The sequence below is a fragment of the Faunimonas pinastri genome (assembly GCF_900110915.1).
Taxonomy (GTDB): Bacteria; Pseudomonadota; Alphaproteobacteria; order Rhizobiales; family Afifellaceae; genus Faunimonas; species Faunimonas pinastri.
In genome coordinates this window covers 100,620-123,245 of record NZ_FOFG01000005.1, presented here as the reverse complement: position 1 = coordinate 123,245, position 22,626 = coordinate 100,620, and the positions used below count along the sequence as shown (strand labels likewise).

24 protein-coding genes and 1 pseudogene are annotated in these 22,626 nt (G+C 66.9%); 13 read left to right on the top strand and 12 right to left on the bottom strand.

Translation table 11 applies throughout. The features are described 5' to 3' along the window. Nucleotides 1-9 precede the first annotated feature (9 nt). On the bottom strand, nucleotides 10-1,812 hold the full coding sequence (gene lepA / locus BMY25_RS08760; RefSeq protein ID WP_092496369.1) for a translation elongation factor 4: 1,803 nt from the start codon (nucleotides 1,810-1,812) through the stop codon (nucleotides 10-12). 74 nt (nucleotides 1,813-1,886) lie between these two features. Beyond that, nucleotides 1,887-2,795: a LysR family transcriptional regulator gene (locus tag BMY25_RS08755; RefSeq protein ID WP_092496261.1), complete on the bottom strand. Its 909-nt coding sequence runs from the start codon at nucleotides 2,793-2,795 to the stop codon at nucleotides 1,887-1,889. A gap of 92 nt (nucleotides 2,796-2,887) precedes the next feature. On the opposite strand from BMY25_RS08755, the gene BMY25_RS08750 reads away from it, so the two are divergent. The 5 genes and pseudogenes from BMY25_RS08750 to mbfA all read left to right on the top strand — a co-directional run bounded on the left by BMY25_RS08750 (nucleotide 2,888) and on the right by mbfA (nucleotide 6,004). After that, nucleotides 2,888-3,433, top strand: a complete 546-nt coding sequence (locus tag BMY25_RS08750; RefSeq protein ID WP_092496260.1) for a GNAT family N-acetyltransferase — start codon at nucleotides 2,888-2,890, stop codon at nucleotides 3,431-3,433. Next, nucleotides 3,430-3,936 carry a GNAT family N-acetyltransferase gene (locus BMY25_RS08745; RefSeq protein WP_092496259.1) on the top strand — a complete coding sequence of 169 codons (507 nt, stop codon included), beginning with the start codon at nucleotides 3,430-3,432 and terminating at the stop codon, nucleotides 3,934-3,936. Before BMY25_RS08750 ends, BMY25_RS08745 begins: the two co-directional genes overlap by 4 nt. 183 nt (nucleotides 3,937-4,119) lie before the next feature. Then, a pseudogene (locus BMY25_RS08740) lies at nucleotides 4,120-4,686 on the top strand (UdgX family uracil-DNA binding protein); the annotation flags it as partial. A gap of 73 nt (nucleotides 4,687-4,759) precedes the next feature. Further along, nucleotides 4,760-4,906 (top strand): hypothetical protein, encoded by a 147-nt coding sequence (locus tag BMY25_RS20760; protein WP_177176792.1) that lies wholly within the window; start codon nucleotides 4,760-4,762, stop codon nucleotides 4,904-4,906. Between the two features lie 120 nt (nucleotides 4,907-5,026). After that, nucleotides 5,027-6,004 carry an iron exporter MbfA gene (mbfA, locus tag BMY25_RS08735; RefSeq protein WP_092496257.1) on the top strand — a complete coding sequence of 326 codons (978 nt, stop codon included), beginning with the start codon at nucleotides 5,027-5,029 and terminating at the stop codon, nucleotides 6,002-6,004. A 6-nt stretch (nucleotides 6,005-6,010) separates the two neighbouring features. On the opposite strand, the gene BMY25_RS08730 is transcribed toward mbfA, so the two are convergent. The 4 genes from BMY25_RS08730 to dapB form a co-directional block, all read right to left on the bottom strand. Next, nucleotides 6,011-6,847 carry an RDD family protein gene (locus BMY25_RS08730; protein WP_092496256.1) on the bottom strand — a complete coding sequence of 279 codons (837 nt, stop codon included), beginning with the start codon at nucleotides 6,845-6,847 and terminating at the stop codon, nucleotides 6,011-6,013. A gap of 173 nt (nucleotides 6,848-7,020) precedes the next feature. Further along, nucleotides 7,021-8,343, bottom strand: coding sequence for an esterase-like activity of phytase family protein (locus BMY25_RS08725; protein ID WP_092496255.1), 1,323 nt, complete (start codon nucleotides 8,341-8,343; stop codon nucleotides 7,021-7,023). Nucleotides 8,344-8,436: 93 nt separating this feature from the next. Further along, nucleotides 8,437-9,057: a 2,3-bisphosphoglycerate-dependent phosphoglycerate mutase gene (locus tag BMY25_RS08720; RefSeq protein ID WP_092496254.1), complete on the bottom strand. Its 621-nt coding sequence runs from the start codon at nucleotides 9,055-9,057 to the stop codon at nucleotides 8,437-8,439. A gap of 11 nt (nucleotides 9,058-9,068) precedes the next feature. Then, a complete protein-coding gene (gene dapB / locus BMY25_RS08715; protein WP_177176791.1) occupies nucleotides 9,069-9,881 on the bottom strand; it encodes a 4-hydroxy-tetrahydrodipicolinate reductase in 813 nt (270 codons plus the stop codon). A gap of 95 nt (nucleotides 9,882-9,976) precedes the next feature. Here dapB and BMY25_RS08710 point away from each other — a divergent pair, with 95 nt between their 5' ends. Continuing rightward, nucleotides 9,977-11,320: an ActS/PrrB/RegB family redox-sensitive histidine kinase gene (locus BMY25_RS08710; protein WP_092496253.1), complete on the top strand. Its 1,344-nt coding sequence runs from the start codon at nucleotides 9,977-9,979 to the stop codon at nucleotides 11,318-11,320. A gap of 82 nt (nucleotides 11,321-11,402) precedes the next feature. After that, complete coding sequence (locus BMY25_RS08705) at nucleotides 11,403-11,960, top strand: ActR/PrrA/RegA family redox response regulator transcription factor (protein ID WP_092496252.1); 558 nt, start codon at nucleotides 11,403-11,405, stop codon at nucleotides 11,958-11,960. A gap of 56 nt (nucleotides 11,961-12,016) precedes the next feature. Here BMY25_RS08705 and BMY25_RS08700 read toward each other — a convergent pair whose 3' ends face one another. From BMY25_RS08700 to BMY25_RS08690, 3 genes are all read right to left on the bottom strand, one after another. Further along, a complete protein-coding gene (locus BMY25_RS08700) occupies nucleotides 12,017-13,219 on the bottom strand; it encodes an FAD-dependent monooxygenase (RefSeq protein WP_092496251.1) in 1,203 nt (400 codons plus the stop codon). Between the two features lie 92 nt (nucleotides 13,220-13,311). After that, nucleotides 13,312-13,833: an MmcB family DNA repair protein gene (locus BMY25_RS08695; protein WP_092496367.1), complete on the bottom strand. Its 522-nt coding sequence runs from the start codon at nucleotides 13,831-13,833 to the stop codon at nucleotides 13,312-13,314. 68 nt (nucleotides 13,834-13,901) lie between these two features. Further along, nucleotides 13,902-14,603: a sulfate transporter family protein gene (locus BMY25_RS08690; RefSeq protein WP_092496366.1), complete on the bottom strand. Its 702-nt coding sequence runs from the start codon at nucleotides 14,601-14,603 to the stop codon at nucleotides 13,902-13,904. Nucleotides 14,604-14,751: 148 nt separating this feature from the next. Between BMY25_RS08690 and BMY25_RS08685 the strand changes: the two genes are divergently transcribed. Next, the gene (locus BMY25_RS08685; protein ID WP_092496250.1) at nucleotides 14,752-15,759 is read left to right on the top strand and encodes an adenosine kinase; all 1,008 of its coding nucleotides are present in this window, start codon (nucleotides 14,752-14,754) and stop codon (nucleotides 15,757-15,759) included. A gap of 71 nt (nucleotides 15,760-15,830) precedes the next feature. On the opposite strand, the gene hslU is transcribed toward BMY25_RS08685, so the two are convergent. The 3 genes from hslU to hslV are packed head-to-tail and all read right to left on the bottom strand — an operon-like array spanning nucleotide 15,831 to nucleotide 18,770. Beyond that, entirely contained in the window at nucleotides 15,831-17,138 is a 1,308-nt protein-coding gene (hslU, locus tag BMY25_RS08680) for an ATP-dependent protease ATPase subunit HslU (protein ID WP_092496249.1), read from the bottom strand. Continuing rightward, a complete protein-coding gene (locus tag BMY25_RS08675) occupies nucleotides 17,135-18,223 on the bottom strand; it encodes a hypothetical protein (RefSeq protein WP_092496248.1) in 1,089 nt (362 codons plus the stop codon). The genes hslU and BMY25_RS08675 overlap by 4 nt, the downstream gene beginning before the upstream one ends. Continuing rightward, nucleotides 18,210-18,770 carry an ATP-dependent protease subunit HslV gene (gene hslV, locus BMY25_RS08670; protein ID WP_092496247.1) on the bottom strand — a complete coding sequence of 187 codons (561 nt, stop codon included), beginning with the start codon at nucleotides 18,768-18,770 and terminating at the stop codon, nucleotides 18,210-18,212. The genes BMY25_RS08675 and hslV overlap by 14 nt, the downstream gene beginning before the upstream one ends. A gap of 158 nt (nucleotides 18,771-18,928) precedes the next feature. Between hslV and hisB the strand changes: the two genes are divergently transcribed. From hisB to hisF, 5 genes are all read left to right on the top strand, one after another. Continuing rightward, nucleotides 18,929-19,573, top strand: a complete 645-nt coding sequence (gene hisB / locus BMY25_RS08665; protein ID WP_092496246.1) for an imidazoleglycerol-phosphate dehydratase HisB — start codon at nucleotides 18,929-18,931, stop codon at nucleotides 19,571-19,573. A 3-nt stretch (nucleotides 19,574-19,576) separates the two neighbouring features. Beyond that, a complete protein-coding gene (locus tag BMY25_RS08660; protein WP_092496245.1) occupies nucleotides 19,577-20,101 on the top strand; it encodes a DUF2628 domain-containing protein in 525 nt (174 codons plus the stop codon). Further along, nucleotides 20,098-20,745, top strand: coding sequence for an imidazole glycerol phosphate synthase subunit HisH (gene hisH, locus BMY25_RS08655; protein ID WP_092496244.1), 648 nt, complete (start codon nucleotides 20,098-20,100; stop codon nucleotides 20,743-20,745). The genes BMY25_RS08660 and hisH overlap by 4 nt, the downstream gene beginning before the upstream one ends. Further along, on the top strand, nucleotides 20,742-21,512 hold the full coding sequence (gene hisA / locus BMY25_RS08650) for a 1-(5-phosphoribosyl)-5-[(5-phosphoribosylamino)methylideneamino]imidazole-4-carboxamide isomerase (RefSeq protein ID WP_092496365.1): 771 nt from the start codon (nucleotides 20,742-20,744) through the stop codon (nucleotides 21,510-21,512). Before hisH ends, hisA begins: the two co-directional genes overlap by 4 nt. A gap of 314 nt (nucleotides 21,513-21,826) precedes the next feature. After that, nucleotides 21,827-22,609 carry an imidazole glycerol phosphate synthase subunit HisF gene (gene hisF / locus BMY25_RS08645; protein ID WP_092496243.1) on the top strand — a complete coding sequence of 261 codons (783 nt, stop codon included), beginning with the start codon at nucleotides 21,827-21,829 and terminating at the stop codon, nucleotides 22,607-22,609. Nucleotides 22,610-22,626 lie beyond the last annotated feature (17 nt).

The window sequence follows — 22,626 nt, the reverse complement described above, 5'->3', positions numbered from 1 at the left end:
CTCGACCGCTCAGTCGTCCATCTTGAGGGCGGCGATGAAGGCTTCCTGCGGGATTTCCACGCGCCCGAACTGGCGCATCCGCTTCTTGCCCTCTTTCTGCTTGTCGAGAAGCTTGCGCTTTCGTGTCGCGTCGCCGCCATAGCACTTGGCCGTCACGTCCTTGCGCAGCGCCGAGATGGTCTCGCGGGCGATGACCTTGGCACCGATCGCCGCCTGGATCGGGATCTTGAAGAGATGCTGCGGGATCAGTTCCTTCAGCTTCTCGCACATGGCGCGGCCGCGCCGGTCCGCCTGCGAGCGGTGGACCAGCATGGAGAGCGCGTCGACCGGCTCGGCGTTCACCAGCACCGACATCTTCACGAGGTCGCCCTCGCGATAGTCGGTGATGGCGTAGTCGAAGCTGGCATAGCCCTTGGAGACCGACTTCAGCCGGTCGTAGAAGTCGAACACCACTTCGTTCAGCGGCAGGTCGTACTGCACCATGGCACGGCTGCCGATATAGGACAGATCGACCTGGATGCCGCGCCGGTCCTGGCAGAGCTTCAGGATGGAGCCGAGATACTCGTCGGGCGTCAGGATCGTGGCGCGGATCCACGGCTCGCGGATCTCGGCGATCTTCACCACGTCCGGCATGTCGGCGGGGTTGTGGAGGTCGATCTCCGATCCGTCGTTCATGACGATCTGGTAGACGACGGAGGGCGCCGTCGCGATCAGGTCGAGATTGAACTCGCGCTCCAGCCGCTCCTGGATGATTTCCAGATGCAGCAGGCCGAGGAAGCCGCAGCGGAAGCCGAAGCCGAGGGCCGCGGAGGTTTCCATCTCGAAGGAGAAGCTGGCGTCGTTGAGGCGGAGCTTGCCCATCGCCGCGCGCAGATCCTCGAAATCCGCCGCATCGACGGGGAAGAGGCCGCAGAACACGACCGGCTGGGCCGGGCGGAAGCCTTCCAGCGCCTTTGCGGTCGGTCGCTTCTCGTCGGTGATCGTGTCGCCGACGCGTGTGTCGGCCACTTCCTTGATGGACGCGGTGATGAAGCCGATTTCGCCGGGGCCGAGCTCGGTGGTGTCGATCATCTTGGGCGTGAAGATGCCGATACGCTCCACGTCGTAACGGGCATTGGTGCCCATCATGCGGACCGATTGGCCCTTCTTCAACACGCCGTCGATGATGCGCACGAGCACGACGACGCCGAGATAGGTGTCGTACCAGCTGTCGACCAGCATCGCCTTCAGGGGCCCGTCGATGTCGCCCTTGGGCGGCGGCAGGCGGTGCACGATCGCTTCCAGCACGTCCTTGATGCCGAGGCCGGTCTTGGCGGAAATCGGCACGGCCTCGGAAGCGTCGATGCCGATCACTTCCTCGATCTGCGCCTTGATGCGCTCGGGCTCCGCGGCCGGAAGGTCGATCTTGTTGAGGACCGGGACGATCTCGTGATTGTTCTCGATCGCCTGATAGACGTTGGCCAGCGTCTGCGCTTCCACGCCCTGCGAGGCGTCGACCACCAGCAGCGAACCCTCGCAGGCGGCAAGCGAACGATTCACCTCATAGGCGAAGTCGACGTGGCCGGGCGTGTCGATCAGGTTCAGCTGATAGGTCTCGCCATTGTCCGCGACATAGGTCAGGTGGACCGTCTGCGCCTTGATGGTGATGCCGCGCTCGCGCTCGATATCCATGGAATCGAGCACCTGCTCCTTCATCTCGCGCTCTTGCAGACCTCCGGTGAGCTGGATCAGCCGGTCGGCGAGCGTGGACTTGCCATGGTCGATGTGGGCGACGATGGAGAAGTTGCGGATATGGTCGAGCGGGGTTGTCATGCGCGGCATTTAGCATTGCGCGGGCAAGCGGCAAAGCGGAATGCGGTGGGGGAGCGCGGTGGCGGGCGCCCGGCTCAGCGAAGAGCTTCGTGCAGGATTCCGAGTTCGCGCGCATGGGCGACGACGGCCTGCGCGAGATCGTCGACGAGGGGACGGTCGAGCGCGCCGGGCGCGGCGGCGACAAGCGCGGAATCGCGGTGCAGCACGGGGCCGTCCACGGGCCGGAGATCCACCAGTTCGCCGCTTGCCAGCTCGTCCCGGATCCGCGTCTCGATATAGTGCCCGATGCCCCGACCGGCGCGGATCAGCGACAGCGCCGGCTCGCCCGGCATATTGGAGGCGGCGCGGGCGCGCAGGCGGAGCGCGGACAGCGCTTCCGGCAGGACCTGCCACCAGCCCAGCAGCAGGAAGTGCGGCGCGGCGGCGAAGATGCGCTCCAGCGTCGGCTCCGGGCCGATCGCCTCCGCCAGCCGGCGCGAGGCGACAAGCGGCACCCGCTCGCGGAAGATGGCGATCGGCTTCATTTCGTCCAGCAGCGGATCGAGGTTGGGCCAGCCCATGATGGCGAGATCGATGCTGCGGTCGTGTACCCAGCCCGCGACATCGCGATGGTGCCCTTCGAGGATGTTGAACTCCACCAGGGGATGGCCATCGGTGAAGCGGACGAGGGGATCGCCGATCAGCGAGATGGAAAGGCTGCGGAGCGCGCCGACCGCGACACGGCCTCGCTCCGCCGAACGCAGTGCGTCCTCGCCTTCCAGGATCGCGGTCAGCACCCGCCGCGCATAGGGCAGGAACGTCATGCCCCGTTCCGTCAGCCGGATACGGCGGCCGCGCTCGAACAGCGAGCCGCCGAGCAGGTCCTCCAATGCGCGGATGCGCATGGAAACGGTTGCCTGCGTGACGTTGAGCCGGGCGGCGGCGCGCGTGAAGCTGCCTTCGCGGGCAATTCGGTCGAAGGTTCTAAGCTGGTCAATATCCATAAGGAAGTCTTATGCGAGCATTCGGGTTTTCCAATGAAGAAGATGTTAGCATACGGGTCAGTGATGCGAACGCGGAATGTGGGTGAGACGGCATGGCGGAAGGAGCCGGGGAAGACCTGACGATCGAGGCGCTCGAGCCTGAAGCGGCCGAGGCGGCGCTGCCGGATCTCGCGGCAGTGCTGGTCGATGCCGTCGCGGGCGGAGCGTCTGTCAATTTCATGGCCGGGTTCACGACGACGGAGGCGGAAACCTTCTGGCGCGGCCAGTTGCCGGGCGTCGCCGATGGAACGCGGACGATCCTCGTCGCCCGCGCTGCGGGCGGCCGGATTCTCGGCACCGTCGTGGTTACGCTCGCGCCGCAGCCCAATGCGCCGCACCGGGCGGAGATCGGCAAGATGCTGGTTCATTCCTCGGTCCGCCGCCGCGGGCTGGGCCGGCGACTGCTGGCCGCCGCCGAGGCTTCCGCGCTGGCCTCGGGACGCACGCTGCTGATCCTCGACACGCAGAGCGGCTCGCCCGGCGAAGCGCTTTATCGAAGCTGCGGCTGGACGGAGACCGGCGTTCTGCCGGGCCACAGCTTCACCCCCGAGGGCGTGCTTGCCTCGGCCACCTTTTTCTACAAGAAGATCGAGCCATGACCGCGATCCGCCACGCCACAGAAGCCGACCTCGCCGCGATCCGCGACATCTACAACCATGCCGTGGAGCACACGACGGCGATCTGGAACGAGGTCGTCGTGGATTGGGAGAACCGCCGCCAGTGGTGGCGGGCGCGGGTCGAGGCGGGTTTCCCCGTGCTCGTCGCGCTCGGAGGCGCGGACGAGGGCGAACCGGTGCTCGGTTATGCCAGCTACGGCGCCTTCCGTGCCTTCGACGGCTATCGCCACACGGTGGAGCATTCCGTCTATGTCGCGGAAAGCGCCCGCCGTCGCGGCGTCGCCACCTCCCTGATGCAGGCTCTGGAAGCGGAAGCGCGTCAGGCGGGCCTGCATGTGATGCTGGGCGGCATCGCCGGGGACAATCCGGGCTCGCTGGCGCTGCACAAGCGGCTCGGCTTCACCGAGACGGGGCGCATGCCGGAGGTCGGCCGCAAGTTCGATCGCTGGCTGGATCTCGTTTTCATGCAGAAGGTCCTCGCCTGAGCCGGGGCGAGGAGGGAACGGCGTTCCCCGCCCGGGCATTTCCACCCGGAGGAGAGCGCCATGTCCCGCAAGCAACACGCCACGCCAGACAGCTTTTCGCCCGATCTCTTCGGCGCGACGCCGGCTGCCGCCCGCAATCTCGATGTAGCCGATAGCGGCCTCGATATCGGCCCGAACACGACGATCGCGGCCTTGCGCGAGGATGCCGCGCATTGCACGCGCTGTGACCTCTACAAGGACGCGACGCAGACCGTCTTCGGCGTAGGTCCGTCGGACGCGCGGGTAATGCTGGTGGGCGAGCAGCCGGGCGACAAGGAGGATCTCGCCGGCCTGCCTTTCGTCGGCCCGGCGGGGCAGCTTCTCGACCGCGCGCTGGCCGAAGCGGGGATCGACCGCGATACGGTCTACGTCACCAATGCGGTGAAGCACTTCAAGTTCGAGCCGCGCGGCAAGCGGCGCATCCACAAGAAGCCGGACCGGCCGGAGATCGAGGCCTGCAAATGGTGGCTGGAGCGCGAACTTGCCGTGGTGCATCCGGAAGTCGTCATCGCGATGGGAGCGACGGCGGCTCAGGCCGTGTACGGTCGCGCGGTCAAGGTGATGAGCGAGCGCGGCCGGCCCTCCGACGATCCGCGCGGCTTCCGCGTGATGCTGACGGTGCATCCGTCCTTCCTGCTCCGCACGCCAGACCTGGAGCAGCGCGAGCGCGCCTATCGCGATTTCGTCGCCGATCTCCGCCACGCGCGATAACGCCGAGCTGCGAGGCACGCCGGGAACCGGTGACCCTTCTGTCGGTTCTTCGCGCAGACAGATGGAGGACGCCATGACCGCTCCCGACAATCTCGACGAGGAAAAGGCCGAGGGCTCGCGCAAGATCGTCGAGCACGAGCTTGAAAAGGCGCCGGAGGGCAAGGAGGCCCGCGAGGCGGAGAAGAAGCAGGGCGGCAAGGACGAAGGGCCGAAGGGCTGAACGCTTTTGCCGCGGCTTTCCGGCCGGGTGCTAACTCGACCGGACATCTCCTGATTTTATCGTCTTTGCCGCACCGGTTTCGCTCGCTACAGCTGGAAGGCTGATGGACGGAAGAGGCAGATGATCCCGGGTTTTCATCACCGGAAACGCTTTTCGGAACTGACCGAGGAGGAAATCGTCGCGCTTGCCATCTCCTCCGAGGAGGAAGACGGGCGCATCTACGCGACCTATGCGGAGAAGCTCCGGGCGGACTATCCCGAAAGCGCCGGTATCTTCGACGGCATGGCGGCCGAGGAGGACGAGCACCGCCGCCTCCTGATCGAGCGCTTTCGCGTGCGCTTCGGCGAAACGATCCCCGTCATTCGGCGCGAGCACGTCTCCGGTTTTTATCACCGGCGACCGTACTGGCTGATCAGCCAGCTCGGCCTCGACCGCGTCCGCAAGGAAGCGGAGGCGATGGAGGAGGACGCCGCCAATTTCTACACGCGGGCGGCTCAGCGAACCAAGGACGCGGAAACGCGCAAGCTCCTTGGCGATCTCGCGGCCGCGGAAGCCGGTCACGTCCAGAAGGCGGAAGCGCTGGAGGGTACCTCCCTGACCACGGACCGGCGCAGCACCGAGGACGCGCTGGCCCACCGCCGCTTCGTCATGACCTATGTGCAGCCGGGCCTCGCAGGCTTGATGGACGGCTCGGTTTCCACGCTGGCGCCCGTCTTCGCCGCGGCCTTCGCCACGCAGAATACCTGGAACACCTTTCTGGTCGGACTTGCGGCCGCCATCGGCGCCGGCATCTCCATGGGTTTCACCGAGGCGCTTTCGGACGACGGGGCGCTGACCGGGCGGGGCTCCCCGCTGGCGCGCGGCATCTCCTGTGGGCTGATGACCGCCATCGGCGGCCTCGGCCATGCGCTGCCCTACCTCATTCCGCAATTCTGGACGGCGACAGGGCTCGCCTTCATCGTTGTGATCTTCGAACTCGTCGCGATCGCCTGGATCCGGTGGCGCTTCATGGAAACGCCGTTCTTCCGGGCGGCCTTTCAGATCATCGTCGGCGGCGCTCTGGTCTTCGCCGTCGGCATCCTGATCGGCAGCGCGTAGCCGCCCTCAGTAGCTGGGCAAGGTCACCGGATTGCCGTCCATGTCCGTCCAGCCGTCGGATTCGCCCTCCAGCGTCTGCTCGCGCTGAAACACCGGCTTGCGCTTCAACTGCTCGCCGAGGTCCGCCAGGACCAGAGCGCCGGCAAGGAGCATGACCGGCACCAGAATTCCGGCGGCCATCCGCGCCTTTCCGATGGAGCTTGCCAAGACATCGGATCTCCCACGGTCATAGGGCGGCCGCTTCCCCGCGAGCATGCTGCGCAGGACCCGGAATGCGTAGATCTGCCCGAAAACACCTGGAACGGTGAAGGAGGTTGCCGCGAGGTAGATCGACAGCTCCCGCTTGACCATGCCGACAAGGCCAAGCCTGCCGCTTCCGTCGGAGCGAACGGGGCGCAGGCCAAGGATCTTCTTGCCGGGCGAGTTGCCGAAAATCGCAGCCAGAATGGCGTTGAACAGGTACGCCGAACAGAACAGCGCCATGTCGGGAAGCGGGTCGTAGGTCTCAAGCACCGGTTGGCTCGGGATCCAGCCACTTTTCTGCAGGACGACGAACAGAACCAGGACGGGGATCAATGCCAGTTCGATATCGAGCATGCGCGCGAACAACCGCAGGACTGGTCCACCTCTCTTCTCCTGCAACGCAGAAGCAGCAGGAAGGCGAGGCAGGATGGGCCGTTCTCCGGAAGCGTTGCTGATCTGGTAATATGGCTGCCAGTCCGGCCAGCCTTCCTGCCAGACCAGCGTCTGCCGATCGATCTCGCCGCGCGCGAAGAGCGCGTCGATGGTGTTACGGGATACCGGGCCGTGCGGCGCGCCGGCCTTGGCGTAATAGAAGTTCATGCACCTGCCCCCCGGAAGATGCTTGGCAAACAAGTCTTTGTTCTAGCCGGGATGGTCGACTGTGGAAGTCGATCCTGGCGGCGCGACGTTGAATTGTCCCCGGTGTGGCATCCGCGCCCAAGAAAAAGGGCGGCCCGGGAGCCGCCCTTCCGTACTTCTCTCGCGTGGAGAGTTCACTTCCCGGAGTAGACGTCCGGGTCGGGCGTCACGAGGCCCTTGACGATGGCGATCCTGGTGACTTCGCCGGTGATGCCGAAATCGTTGTCGTTGATCAGCGCCATGGAACCGTCGCCGAGGAAAGCGACGCCTTCCGTCTTGTCCGGCACACCCTTGCCGTCCTTGAACGAATCGTAGCGCAGCGTCTTGGTGACGGGCTTCACATCCGTCCCGGACAGATCGTTCCGCTGCTCCAGGCTGGGGCTGGTGGCGAGGTCGTCCCACGGCGTGGCGAGGATATTGGTCGCGCCGTCCAGCGCGATCTCGTGCAGCTTGGTGTCCTTGTCCGTCCGCTCCAGCACAAGCAGTCGGTCCGGGCCGAGAGCCGACATTTCGGAAACGCGCGGATTGTTCTGCTTCCGGGAGGGATCGGCCTCGAAGCTCATGGGATCGTCGAGCTGATAGACATACTCGCCGACGAGCGTCTCGGTCGCGCGGTCCATCTTGAAGATGCGGGTGTTCCTGGCCTTCTTGTAGACGTCCGCATCCGGGTTCGCGAGCGGGTTCTGGACCATGAAGTAGAGGAACTTCCCGTCCGGGGACACGGCCAGCGCTTCCGTGCCGCGATTCGGTTGCCGCTTCGACAGGATCGCCGGCAGGGTGGCGGAGATCTCCGCATCCGTTTTGGCGTAGTCGCCGGCGGCATCGGCGGGCACGAAGCGCTTCACCATGCGTCCGTCGGCGGTCAGGTGGATGATGGACGGGCCCATCTCCTCGGAGATCCAGAACGTGCCGTCGGAGAGGCGCACGAGGCCTTCGGAATCCACGGCATCCGGATCCAGGGGCAGCTTGTTGCCCTTGAGGTCGATCGGCTGATCGGTGATCGCGGCGGTCTGCGGATTGATCAGGCCGGAGACCGGCTTGCCCGAGCGCGTCTTGATGGCGATCACGTCCTTCACGGCGAAGGTGCCCGCCTGTCGGTCGAGCTGCACGTGGTAGATGGAGGGCGTATAGTCGGGCGTCGGGTAGAAGCGCGAGTTCTTGATGCCCTTGCACATCGCCTGGCTCGCCTCGCCCATGATGTCCCTGGCGTCGTCGCAGGTGAAGTTCGGGCCGCGATCGGACATGGTCCAGATCATGTCGGCGGGGTCGCCGGGAGCGCGGAAGGCGGCGGAGCCGATGCCGACCGTATAGGTCGCCTGCTTGCCGCCCGGATATTCGACGACCTTCCAGTCCTGCGTCGGATCGTCCGCTTTCAGGACCTGAAGGTCGGCGGCGACCGCCGGAGCGGAGATCGAGCAGGTGAGCGCAAGCACTGCCAGGCGAGACGATTTCTTCACAAGGAGCCCCCAATTCAGACGGCGAACTCCTATGGATGCCCTTTGACAGGTTGATGACGGCCGGGCGGCGAGGGCGCCCGGCCAAACCGGGCCTCAGCCCTTCAGGACCAGCTTCTCCGCCACGGTCGTATCCGCGTTGAGGCGGTAGACGACAGGGACGCCGGTGGCGAGTTCCAGATCGATCACCGTCTTCGGCGTCAGCTTGTCCAGCACCATCATCAGCGCTCGTAGCGAATTGCCGTGGGCGGCGACCAGCGTGCGCTTGCCGTTCATCACGCCCGGCAGGATGTCGGTCATGTAATAGGGCCAGACGCGGGCGCCGGTGTCGCGCAGGCTCTCGCCGCCGGGCGGGGGCACGTCATAGGAGCGGCGCCAGACATGGACCTGCTCCTCGCCCCATTTGGCGCGCGCGTCGTCCTTGTTGAGGCCGGAAAGCTCGCCGTAGTCGCGCTCGTTCAGCTCCTGCTTCTTGATCGTCTCCAGCCCGGTCTGGCCGAGTTCGTCCAGCACGAGGCCGAGCGTGCGCTGGGCGCGGCCGAGCATGCTGGTATAGGCGATGTCGAAGCCGAGGCCCGATGCGGCGAGGCGGCGGCCGGCAGCCTTGGCTTCCTCCACGCCCTTCTCCGTCAGGTCCGGGTCGCGCCAGCCGGTGAAGAGGTTCTGCAGGTTCCATTCGCTCTGGCCGTGGCGCACGAGCACGAGAAGGCGTTCCATGGTGTCTCCGTTCAGGTCGAAAGGCCGAGGACGTCGGCCATGCTGTAAAGGCCGGGCTTCTGCTCGTGGGCCCAGAGCGCGGCGCGGACGGCGCCGCGGGCGAAGATGGTGCGGTTTTCCGCGCGGTGGGTGAGTTCGATGCGCTCTCCCTCGCCGGCGAGGACGACCATGTGGTCGCCCACGACGGAGCCGCCGCGCAGCGTGGCAAAGCCGATCGTGCCGCGCTCGCGCGGCCCGGTATGGCCGTCGCGCACGCGCACGGAATGTTGCCCCAGCGCGATCTCGCGACCTTCCGCCGCCGCTTCGCCCAGAAGCAGCGCGGTGCCGGACGGCGCATCGACCTTGTGGCGGTGGTGCATTTCCAGGATTTCCAGGTCGAAGTCCGGCCCGAGCGCGGCGGCGGCCTGACGAACAAGACCCGCCAGCAGGTTGACCCCGAGGCTCATGTTGCCGGACTTGACGATGCGGGCGCCGTGGGAGGCCAGCCGCAGCGTTTCCTCGTCCTGCGCCTCGATGCCGGTCGTGCCGATCACGTGGACGAGGCCGCGCGTCCCGGCAAGCTCCGCATAGGCGAGCGTCGCGGCGGGCGAGGTGAAGTCGAGCACCGCGTCCGCCCCGTCGAAGAGATCGGAGGCGTGATCGGTGACGGCGACGCCCAGCGGCTCGATCCCGGCCAGAGTTCCCGCGTCCATTCCCAGCACGGCGGAGCCCGGACGCTCCAGCGCGCCGACCAGCCGCATCCGACTTTCGTCGGCCACGGCCCTGATCAGCGCCCGGCCCATGCGGCCTCCCGCTCCCACGACGACCACCCGCAATTCGGCCATTGAGCACTCCTTTGCTGCGGTTCTATAGCAATCGCACTTGCAACAGCAAACGGGGGCTGCGAACGCTAGGGCCCTTTCGCGGATCGACAGCACGCATGCGGCAGCTCACCATCGAACGCCAGTTCTCCGGGCGAAGCCTCAGGCTTTCCACGCTGATGCGCATTCGCTGGCTGGCCATCGGCGGCCAGACGGCGGCCGTGCTGGTCGTCGGCCTCTGGTTCGATTTCCCGCTGCCGTTCGGGGCCTGCTTCACGCTGATCGCGATTTCCGCCTGGCTGAACATCGCGCTGCGGATACGCTTTCCCTCCTCGGTGCGGCTGATCCCGACCTGGTCCTCGGCGATCCTCGCCTTCGACATCCTGGAACTGAGCGGGCTCCTCTATCTCACGGGCGGGCTGGAAAACCCCTTCGCCGTGCTCCTGCTGGCGCCGGTCGTGCTGTCCGCCGGCACGCTGCAGCCGGACAAGACGTTTCTGCTGGGCGCGCTGGTGCTGGCGGCCGCGACGGCTTTGGTCTTCGAGCACATGCCGCTGCCGTGGTTCGCTGGCAGCCGGTTCGTGGCGCCTCTGCATTATCTCGGCGGCGTGTGGATCGCGCTCATGTGCGCGCTGGGCTTCATCGGCTTCTACGGCTTCCGCGTGGCGCAGGAAGCGCGGGAACTGGCGGAAGCGCTGGCGGCGACCGAACTGATCCTGCAGCGCGAACAGCACCTTTCCGCCCTCGACGGGCTGGCGGCGGCGGCGGCGCACGAGCTCGGGACGCCGCTCGCCACCATCGCGCTGGTGGCCAACGAGCTGGAAAGCGAGATCACCGACGACGATCCCCGCGCCGACGACATCCGCCTCCTCAAGGCGCAGTCGCGCCGCTGCCGCGAGATCCTGTCCAAGCTGACCTCGCTCTCCTCCGCGCCGGAAGAGCATCTCGGCCGCATGTCCTTCTCGCAGATCCTGGAGGAGGTCAGCGATCCGCATCATGATTTCGGCATCGATATCCGCGTGGAGCAGAACGGCGTCGGCGCCGAGCCGGTGGCGGTTCGCAATCCGGGCCTGATGTACGGCCTCGGCAACCTCGTGGAGAACGCCGTCGATTTCGCCCGCGAGGCGGTGGAGCTGGAAGCCTTCTGGGATTCCCGCACCGTGTCGGTGAAGATCTGCGACGACGGACCGGGCTTCTCGCCGGAAGTGATGGACCGGATCGGCGAGCCCTATGTGACGACGCGGCGGACCGACGCGAACGCGCTGCCGACGGGCGAGCATGGCGGCATGGGGCTGGGCTTCTTCATCGCCAAGACGCTGCTGGAGCGCTCGGGCGCGGAGCTCACCTTCACCAACCGCAAGGCACCCCGAACGGGCGCCGTGGTCAGCGTCACCTGGCCGCGTGGCGCCTTCAAGGAGCCGGAAACCGCCCCCTACAGGACCAAACCCATCGCGGTAACTTGATTACCCCGGGCGAGTTCTTACTTTAAGAAGAACCAGCCGGCGTGCGACGAAATGCCGGGCTGACTTTCATGAAAGTGGACCGATGTCGGATGTTTCTTCCGCCTTGGCCGCATCTGGCGACCAGACGCTTCTTATCGTTGACGACGACAAATCCTTCTCCCAGCGGCTCGCCCGCGCCATGGAGAAACGCGGCTTCCTGACGGAAACCGCCGAATCCGTTTCCGAGGCGAACGCCAAGGTGGACGCATCCGCCCCGGCCTTCGCCGTTGTCGATCTCCGGCTGGAAGACGGCAATGGCCTCGACGTGGTCGAGGCGATCCATTCCCGCCGGCCGGAGGCTCGCGCCGTCATCCTGACCGGCTACGGCAACATCGCGACGGCCGTGACCGCCGTGAAGCTCGGCGCCATCGACTATCTGTCCAAGCCGGCCGATGCCGACGACATTCATGCCGCGCTGACGCAGCGCCCGCACGACAAGGCGGAGCCGCCGGAAAATCCGATGTCGGCCGACCGCGTCCGCTGGGAGCATATCCAGCGGGTGTACGAACTCTGCGACCGCAACGTCTCGGAAACCGCGCGCCGCCTCAACATGCATCGCCGCACCCTGCAGCGCATCCTGGCCAAGCGCGCCCCGCGCTGAAGCTTCTTCCGCCTCCGCCGCATTCCTAGTGCGGCGGCGGGGGACAATCGGCCGACTCAGACTCGGTCCGGCGATCGGCCCGGGCGACGTCCAGCGATGAGATCGCGGGCCGTTTGCAGGATCGGCATTTGCCGGCTGGCGCGATCGAGCCGGCCATAGGCTTCCGGCGAAATCCACGGCATGATCCGCGAACGCCGATCCAGGAACAGGCTGAAGAAGCGTTCCGGGTCACTCCCGGCATAACGCGGCACGTTCTCCAGCCATTCCGCGCTGAGCCGGGCATCCCGTGCCGGCGCGGCCATCGCACGACGGCGCTCGCGCTCATAGGCCGACAAGGCAGCCTTGACCGTGAATTCGCGCGCGAGATGCCCCGCCAGGGCGGCCGCGTCCTGCATGGCCAGCCGCGTGCCGGAGCCGATGGAGAAGTGGGTGGTGTGCGCGGCGTCGCCGACCAGCACGAGATTGCCGTGAGACCAGCGCCGGTTCCGCACCAGACGGAACCTGCGCCACGCCAGCCGGCCCGGTGAGCCTTCTTCAGCGCTCAGGAGCGCGTGCCCGCCCAGCTCCCGCGCGAACAGCCCTTCGAGCTTCCTCAGGCTTTCCGCCGCTCCCATCCGGTCGAAACCGAGCCCGGCCCATGTCTCCGGCGCGCATTCGACGATGAAGGTGCTCGTCCCAGGGGCGAAGCCATAGGCATAGAACCAGATCCATCCGGCATCGGTGCGGGTAAAGCCGATGGTGAAGGCCTCGAAGAGCCTGGACGTGCCAAGCCAGACATATTTGTTCCGGCCGATGCCTATATTCGCCCCGAACTCTCGCGCGTGACCCTGCCGCAGGACGCTGCCCGCGCCATCGGCGGCCACCACGATGTCCGCTCCGGGCACGTCCGCCGGCGTCCGGATTTCGCTTTGGTGAAAGATCTCCACTCCGACATCGTTCGCGCGTTTCGTCAGGAGGTCCAGCAGGGTCTGGCGGCCGATGGCGAGGCCCGAATTCGCCCGGAAAAGCGGGGCGGCCCCGTTGATGAACATGGCCATGCTCGACCACGAGAGCGATTGTCGGAGAATCTCCGCGGCAACGGTCGCGTCGGCCGCATCGAGGTCGCGCAGGAAGTCCTGCCCGAAGGTCACGCCCCAGCCAAAGGTCGTGTGCGGCGCATTTCGCTCATGGACGGTCACCTGATTGCGGGCATTCTGCCGCTTCAGCAGGATCGAGACAAAAAGGCCTGCCGGTCCGCCGCCGATGCAGACGATCCTCATGGCACTCCCCTAGCGTTCTCCGGGATATTTAAGGACGCAGAAGGCGGAGGCAATTCTCCGATCGAGGTATGGGCAGGATCGCCCGCCGCGACTCAGAACCCCCCGGCGAGGGCCTCCGGGTCTTCCAGGTCATGCAGCCGGTGCGCGACGGCGCGGGCGATGCGGATCAGCATCTCCTTGCGCGTGGCGGCCGCGAGCTTCCGCTCCTCGCTGCCCCGGATGATCTCCGCTCCATAGGGATCGGCGACGATCAGGCCCGCTTCCTCCGGGAAGATCTCCGGCGGGACGTGAGGGCCGGTGGCGAAGAAGAACCGGTCGGAATGCATGAGGTAGTCCGGCCATTTGTTGTCGGCACGGAAATCCTCGATCGACGACTTGATCTCGATGATGGTGACGCCACCCTTGGGGCAGAGCGCGACCAGATCCGCGCGCCGGCCGGAGGGCAGGGTCACTTCCGGCACCGTGGCCAACCCCTCGGCCCGCAGGCGGCGGCAGACGCCGCGCCGGATCGCCAGCGCGCGTTCCGACTGGCGGCCGTCGACCGGCAGCGCGATCCGTTGCGGCACGGCGAGTTGTGACCCGGTAATGATCTGGACGGAGGTTCTGGACGCCATGGATTCACGCGAGGCCGTTCTGCGCCCCATTCTGGCACAGGTGGAGCTGCGGATCAAAGCATGAACGTTCAGGTGGCCGCCGGCGTGGCGAGCAGTCGGCCGCTCGACCGGTCCGCTGCCTCGATCTCCTTGAAGACATGCACCATGAAGGCGGTCGCGAAGAGAGGCGCGATCAGGTTCACGATCGGGATGGCCACGACCAGCGCGATCATGCCTCCCGCCATGAAGAGCTGGATCCCGTGCCGCTCGCGCATCGCCCTCACCGTCCGGGGATCGTGAAAGCGGAGCGCGGCCAGCTCGAAATATTCGCGGCCCAGGAGATAGGCGTTCGCCACGAAGAAGATCACCGCGCCGAAGCCCAGCACCAGCACCAGCGGCAGGGCCACCGCGTTGACGAGGAGAACCACCAGCGTGAAGCGCAGCGTGGCGACGATGGAGCGAACCGCCGGCATCGCCCGGCCGGGCGGGTCGCCGGCATAATGCGTCCGCTCCACGACCTCGGCGATATCGTCGAGGAACAGGCCGGCGAAGAGCGCGGTCACCGGCGCAACCAGGAAGGCCAGCCCGATCAGGAGACCGAGGCCGGACAGGATCGAGAACAATGTCTCGATCCAGCCGCGCGAAAAGCTGATGTAGTGGTGCAGGAGATAGTGGCCCGCCGTCCAGAAGACGGCGAGCAGCGCGAGCGTCAGCGCCAGCGATTTCCACAGCACCGCGCGGAACGGCCGGGTCCAGATTTCGGAGAGGGCAAGCGAGGCGGCTTCGATCACGGGCGCTCTTTCCGGCGGGGGAACCATCGTCGCGAGATAGGCCGCGGCGGGGAAGCCCGCAAGCCAGGCCACCCGGAAGGCGCGGCTTTATGAATTTGCCATGGCCGCCGCGATTCGCTACGCGACCCCGTCAAGCAAGGCGGGGACCATGGCCCAGGCGGATATCGATGTTCTGACGATCGGCAACGCGATCGTCGATGTGCTTACCCAGACGGAAGAGGACTTCCTGGTTCGCGAGAAGCTGGTGAAGGGCTCCATGCGCCTCGTGGATGCCGGGGAATCGGAGCGGATCTACGGCCTGATGGGGCCGGGCCAGCTCGTGTCCGGCGGCTGCGCCGGCAACACCGCCGCGGGCGTCGCCTCGCTCGGCGGCCGCGCCGCCTTTATCGGCAAGGTGCGCGACGACGATCTCGGCCGCTTCTTCCGCCACGACATGAATTCCATCGGCGTGCGCTTCCCCACCAACCCGCTCGGCGCGGACGGCACGGCGACCGGCCGCTGCATGATCCTGATCACGCCCGACACCGAGCGCACCATGAATACGTTCCTCGGCGCATGCCAGGAACTGACGCCGGCCGATCTCGACCGCCCGACGATCGAGGGCGCGGCGATCACCTATCTGGAAGGCTATCTCTGGGATCCGCCGAAGGCCAAGGAAGCGTTTATCGAGGCGGCGCGCATCGCCCATGCAGCCGGCCGGCAGGTGGCGCTCACCCTCTCCGACTTTTTCTGCGTCGACCGCTACCGCGAGGAATTCATCGACCTGATGAAGACCGGCACGGTCGACATCGTCTTCGCCAATCATCCCGAGGTGATGGCGCTCTACGGCACGGAGGATTTCAATGCAGCGCTTGAGCAGCTGGAGCGGGACGTGAAGCTCGCCTCCGTGACGCTCGGCGCCGAAGGCTCCCTGGTTCTCGGCGGCCCGGAAGGTCGTGTCCAGGTCGGCGCGCCGCCGGTCGACACCATCGTCGACAAGACCGGCGCGGGCGACCTCTATGCCTCGGGCTTCCTGTTCGGCCTGTCGCGCGGGGCGCCGCTCGGCCGCTGCGCCGAACTGGGCGCGCTTTCGGCCGGCGAGATCATCTCGCATGTCGGCGCGCGGCCCCTTGGTTCGCTGAAGAACCTCGCCGCACAGCGCGGGCTGTCGCTCTGACGCTCATTGTCGGCTGACAAAAAAAGGGCGGCCCGTGGCCGCCCTTTTGCTCTCCGGGAATGTTTTCCGCCTCAGAGAATAAAGCGGCTCAGGTCCGTGTTGCGGGCGAGATCGCCCACATGCTTCTCCACATAGGCGGCGTCGACCGACACGGCTTCGCCGGAGCGATCGGGCGCGGTGAACGAGATGTCGTCGAGGATCCGCTCCATCACCGTCTGCAGGCGGCGGGCGCCGATATTCTCCACCGAGGAATTGATCTCCACGGCGATCCGGGCGATCGCGTCGATGGCGTCGTCGGTGAAGTCGAGGTTCACGCCCTCCGTGCCCATCAGGACCTTGTACTGCTTGATGAGGCTCGCCTCGGTTTCCGTCAGGATGCGGCGGAAATCGCTTTCCGTCAGCGCCTGCAGTTCCACGCGGATGGGCAGGCGGCCCTGCAGCTCCGGCAGGAGGTCGGAGGGCTTGGCGACATGGAAGGCGCCGGACGCGATGAAGAGGATGTGGTCCGTCTTGACCGGCCCGTATTTGGTCGCCACGGTCGTGCCTTCCACCAGCGGCAGCAGGTCGCGCTGCACGCCCTCGCGGGACACGTCCCCGGCACGGCCCTCGCGGGCGCAGATCTTGTCGATCTCGTCGAGGAAGACGATCCCGTCATCCTCCACCGAGCGGATGGCTTCCTGCACGATCTGGTCCTGGTCCAGGAGCTTGTCGGCTTCCTCGTCGATCAGCAAGGCATAGCTGTCGCGGACATTGGTGCGCCGCGACTTGGTGCGGCCCTGCCCGAAGGCCTTGCCGAGCATCTCGCTCATGTTCATCACGCCGATGGACGCGCCCGGCATGCCCGGCACCTCGAAGGAGCCCGCGCCATTGCCGGAATCCTTGACCTCGATCTCGATCTCCTTGTCGTCGAGCTCGCCGGCCCGGAGCTTCTTGCGGAAGCTCTCGCGGGTGGTCGGGCTGGCATGGGCGCCGACCAGCGCGTCGAGCACGCGCTCTTCCGCCTGCTGGTGCGCCTTGGCCTCAACGCCCTTGCGCTTGCCTTCGCGCACGAGGCCGATCCCTGCCTCCACGAGATCGCGGATGATCTGCTCCACGTCGCGGCCGACATAGCCGACCTCGGTGAACTTGGTGGCCTCGATCTTGATGAAGGGCGCGTTGACCAGCCTGGCGAGGCGGCGGGAAATCTCCGTCTTGCCGACACCCGTGGGCCCGATCATCAGGATGTTCTTGGGCAGGATCTCGTCGCGCATCGGGCCTTCCACCTGCTGGCGGCGCCAGCGGTTGCGGAGCGCGATGGACACGGCGCGCTTGGCGTCGTTCTGGCCGATGATGAAGCGGTCGAGTTCGGAAACGGTTTCGCGGGGCGAGAAGGTGGTCATGATGATACTCCCACGGGGGGCAAGCGATTGAGCAGGGAATGCGGCCAGGGCAGGCCGCGAAGGAGGAAGGCGCGGATGGGCTGCCAGCCGGCGCCGAGACCGACGACGAGGGCGCCCAGAAGCAGCAATGTGACCGCCGAGATGCCGCCGGCGGAAACATTCGCGCCGTGCATCAGCGAGGCGATGGCGAAGCCGAGATAGCTGAGGGCGGCGACCAGCAGGGCGCGTCGGTCGATGGTCACGGCGACGACCGCAAGGACGATCACCAGGGCGATCACCGTGACCCCTTCGGCCGGCGTGAAGTCCATCCGGTCGTCCGGCACGATCAGCGAGATCACGGACTGCACGATCAGCGGCGAGGCGAAGAGGTGCAGCCAGAACGCCCGGTCGGACCGGAGGGTCACGCGGGCCGGATCGGAAAGATCGAAGGCCATCGCGATCACGAAAGTGACGATGCCGCAGCCCAGGATTATCAAGGCATGCCAGCGCCAGATCGCATCCGGTGCCCATTGCGCGATGACGGCCAGCAACGTGCCGACCGTTGCCGCGGCGATGGTGAGGACAGCGAAGGGCAGGCGGAAGCGTGCATAGAACAGGCAGGACGCCACGAGCCCGGTGATCGCCGCCGGCAAGGCTCCGGTCCGTGTCGCCGGGGCCCAGAGAACGGACCAGCTGACGCCATCCGCGAGCCCGGCCGCAGCCGCCGCGAAGGCGGTGAAGCCAAGCGCCAGCACGATGCCCGGCAGCACCAGCTTCTGGCGCGCCACGAAGAATTCCGCCAGCGCCCAGGCGAGCACCGCGCCGATGACCGGGCCGGCCACCAGCGGCAGGCCGTTGCCGCCCAGGAGCGGCCCGGCAATGCCCGCGCCGAAGAGCAGGATCACCACGCCGACCGTCAGGAAGACATCATGGAAGCCGCGCGCGAAGCGGACATGCTCGTCGTCGGGCGAGTGGGTGCCCTGGTCCGAGGCGAATGTCGCAGTCGAAGCCGGCCGGCTTTTCAGGAAACTGTCGAGCCTGTCCGCCTGCTCGGCACTGAGGATGCCGGCGCGGATCGCCGCGTCCCGTTCCTCAGGACTGAGCATCGAGCTGTTCCAGGATCACGCTCGCATTGGTGTAGACGCAGATTTCGCCGGCGATCTGCATGGCGCGACGGGCGATGTCCTCGGCGCTCCTGTCGGTGTCGGCGAGCGCGCGGGCGGCCGCCAGCGCGTAATTGCCGCCCGAGCCGATGGCGGCGATGCCGTTCTCCGGCTCCAGCACGTCGCCGTTGCCGGTCAGCACGAGTGTCGTCGCCTTGTCCGCCACGATCATCATGGCTTCCAGCCGACGGAGATATCGGTCCGTGCGCCAGTCCTTGGCGAGTTCGACGGAAGCACGCATGAGCTGCCCCGGATATTGCTCCAGCTTGGCTTCCAGCCGCTCCAGCAGGGTGAAGGCGTCGGCGGTGGCGCCGGCAAATCCGGCGATGACCTCGCCCTTGGCCAGCGGGCGCACCTTGCGCGCATTGCCCTTCATCACGGTCTGGCCCATCGTGACCTGCCCGTCGCCGGCCACCACGACCTTGCCGCCCTTGCGCACGGTGACGATGGTCGTGCCGTGCCAGGTTGCGTAGGGGGATTGTTCGCTCAAAGGAAACTCCTGCAGCAGGCCTTCCGGATCTCGTCGAGCCTCCGGGCAGCCCCTTGTTCACCGCGCTTATGTAATCATCCCGCCAAGTCGTGCAAACCGGGGCTGCAAACAGGAGCTTCGATGACCGCCGAAGCGCGCCGTCGCGCGGCTGTAGCGCGATGCGGACGAGCCTGTTAAAAGCCGGCGGGAGACATCGGGAAAGAGCCGCTGTGCGCACCGCAGAGATTTCGCGCAAGACCAACGAGACGGATATCTCCGTCGCTGTCGCTCTCGACGGGACCGGACGCTACGACGTCCAGACCGGGATCGGCTTTCTCGATCATATGCTGGAGCAGCTGTCGCGCCATTCGCTGATCGACATGACGATCCGCGCGAAGGGCGACCTGCATATCGATTTCCACCACACGGCCGAGGATGTGGGCATCGCCATCGGGCAGGCCATTTCCAGGGCGCTGGGCGACCGGCGCGGCATCACGCGCTACGCCTCGCTCGACCTCGCCATGGACGAGACCTGCACGCGCGCGGCGGTGGACGTCTCCGGCCGACCCTATCTGATCTGGAAAGTCGAGTTCTCCCGCGACAAGGTGGGCGAATTCGACACCGAGCTCTTCCGCGAGTTCTTCCACGCCCTCGCCCACAATGCCGGGATCACGCTGCACGTGGTCAATCATTACGGCGAGAACAACCACCACATCGCCGAGACCTGTTTCAAGGCGGTGGCGCGGGTGCTGCGGCAGGCCATCGCGATCGATCCGCGTACCGCCGACAGCGTACCGTCCACGAAGGGCACGTTGACGGGCTGAGCGATGAAGATCTTCACCATCCACACTCCGCCCGGCACGACAGGTGATGTGCCGCTTTCCGCCGGCGAGGCGGAGCGGGTCCGCTTCGTCAAGGACGGCTTCTCGTGGCCGGCCTTCTTCTTCGGCTTTCTCTGGTTCCTCTGGCACCGGCTCTGGCTGGGGCTTCTCGGCTACGTCGTCTATCTCGTCCTGCTGGGCGTGCTGGCGCAGTTCACCGGCGGCTTCGGCGGCATCCTGATCGCGTTCCTGGCCAAGCTGTTCCTCGGCTTCCAGGCCAACGAGATCAGGCGCTGGAGCCTGCGCCGTCGCGGCTGGCGGGAAACGGGCGGCATCGCCGCCGGCAGTCTGGGCGAGGCGGAGGTCCGCTACTTCGCCCGCCCCGCCAGTTCCCGCGCCACGGTCGAGGAAGAGGCGTCGGCGTCTTCGAACGGCGCGCCTCCGCCGGTGCGCCCCCCGCTGTCGATCTGGCGCGGCCGGGCCGACGAGGACAATCGCGTCGTCGGTCTGTTCCCGGAGGCGGAAGGGTGAGCGTCGCCATCATCGATTACGGCTCCGGCAATCTCCGCTCCGCCGCCAAGGCGTTCGAGCGGGTGGCTCGCGAGCAGGGCGCCGAAACGGTGCACGTCACCGCCGATCCGGACGTCGTCGCCCGCGCGGAACGCATCGTGCTGCCGGGCGTCGGCGCCTATGCCGATTGTCGGCGCGGCCTCGATGCGGTCGGCGGCATGGTGGAAGCGCTGACGGAAGCGGTGATGCGGCGCGGAACGCCTTTTCTCGGCATCTGCGTCGGCTGCCAGCTCATGGCTTCGCGCGGCGTGGAAAAGGAAGTGACGGCAGGCCTGGGCTGGATTCCCGGCGACGTGGTGGAAATCACCCCCGCCGATCCGCGGCTCAAGATCCCGCATATGGGCTGGAACAGCCTCGACGTGGCGCATCCGCATCCGCTCCTGGCCGATGTGCCGACGGGCGAGAACGGCCTCGACGCCTATTTCGTCCATTCCTATCACCTGAGGGCCGTCGATCCCGGCGACGTGGTCGCCACGGCGGATTACGGCGGCCCGGTCACAGCCATCGTCGGGCGGGACAATTACGCCGGCACCCAGTTCCATCCCGAGAAGAGCCAGGCCCTCGGCCTCGCCTTGATCGGCAATTTCCTGAGGTGGAAGCCTTGATCCTGTTTCCCGCGATCGATCTGAAGGATGGCGCCTGCGTCCGCCTGGTAAAAGGCGAGATGGAGCAGGCGACCGTCTATAATGCCGATCCCGCCGATCAGGCGCGCGCGTTCCGCGACATCGGCTTTCCCTGGCTGCACGTGGTCGATCTCAACGGCGCCTTTGCCGGAGAAAGCCGCAACGGCGAGGCCGTCGAGGCGATCCTGAAGGCGGCCGGCACCGAGATGAAGGTGCAGCTGGGCGGCGGCATCCGCGACCGCGCCGGCATCGAAGGGTGGCTGGCCAAGGGCGTCAGCCGCGTCATTCTCGGCACGGCGGCGCTTCGCGATCCCGATCTCGTGCGCGAGGCGGCGGCGGCGCATCCCGACCGTATCGCCGTCGGTATCGACGCACGCGGCGGCAAGGTCGCGGTGGAAGGCTGGGCGGAGACCTCCGACATGGAGGCCGTCGATCTCGCCCGCGCCTTCGAGGATGCCGGCGTTGCGGCGATCATCTACACCGACATCGACCGTGACGGCGTGCTGGCCGGCATCAACTGGGATGCGACGATCGCGCTGGGACAGGCCGTGTCGATCCCCGTCATCGCCTCCGGCGGCCTCGCCTCCATGGTCGACATCGAGCGGCTCACGAAGCCCGACGCGGCGATCCTCGAAGGCGCGATCTCCGGCCGCGCGCTCTATGACGGACGGCTCGACCCGTCCGAGGCCCTCAACACGCTGCGCGCCGCCCGGTGCTGGCCGATGACCCCCGGTCTCGGAGCCTTCTGATGATGCCGAAGGCCCGCGTCATCCCCTGCCTCGTTGAGAAGGACGTCCCGACCGCCCGTGGCGGCTCTGCCGCGAGGACGGGCAGAACAGGAAAGGAGGCCGTCCGATGCTGAAGGCCCGCGTCATTCCCTGCCTCGATGTGAAGGACGGCCCGTTCGTCCGCAGCGGCGTTGCCGCGAGGACGGGCAGAACAGGAAAGGCGGCCGTCCGATGCTGAAGGCCCGCGTCATTCCCTGCCTCGATGTGAAGGACGGCCCGTTCGCCCGCAGCGGCGTTGCCGCGAGGACGGACAGAACAGGAAAGGCGGCCGTCCGATGCTGAAGGCCCGCGTCATTCCCTGCCTCGATGTGAAGGACGGCCGCGTCGTGAAGGGCGTCAACTTCGTCGACCTGATCGATGCCGGCGATCCCGTGGAAGCGGCGAAGGCCTATGACGCGGCGGGGGCGGATGAGCTCTGTTTCCTCGATATCGGCGCGAGCCACGAGGGCCGCGAGACGATCTACGACGTGGTGGCGCGCACGGCTGAGCAGTGCTTCATGCCGGTGACCGTCGGCGGCGGCGTCCGCACCGTGGAGGATATCCGCAAGCTGCTGCTGGCTGGCGCCGACAAGGTTTCCATCAACACCGCCGCCGTCAACGACCGCTCCTTCGTGGCGCGCGGGGCCGACAAGTTCGGCGACCAGTGCATCGTGGTCGCCATCGACGCCAAGAAGGTGTCCGGCGAAGGCGAAAGCGAACGCTGGGAGATCTTCACCCATGGCGGCCGCAACCGCACCGGGCTCGATGCGGTGGAGTTCGCCCGGGAGGTCGTGAGCCTCGGGGCGGGCGAGATCCTGCTGACATCCATGGATCGCGACGGCACCAAGGCCGGGTTCGACCTGGCGCTGACCCGAACCGTGGCGGATGCCGTGCGCGTGCCGGTGATCGCGTCCGGCGGCGTCGGCACTCTCGACCATCTGGTGGAGGGCATTCGCGACGGCCATGCCGGGGCGGTGCTCGCCGCCTCGATTTTCCATTTCGGCACGCATACGATCGGCGAGGCGAAGGCGCGACTGGCGCAAGCGGGCATTCCCGTGCGCCACACCGCTTCTGCCTGACGCGCCACGGAACCCGC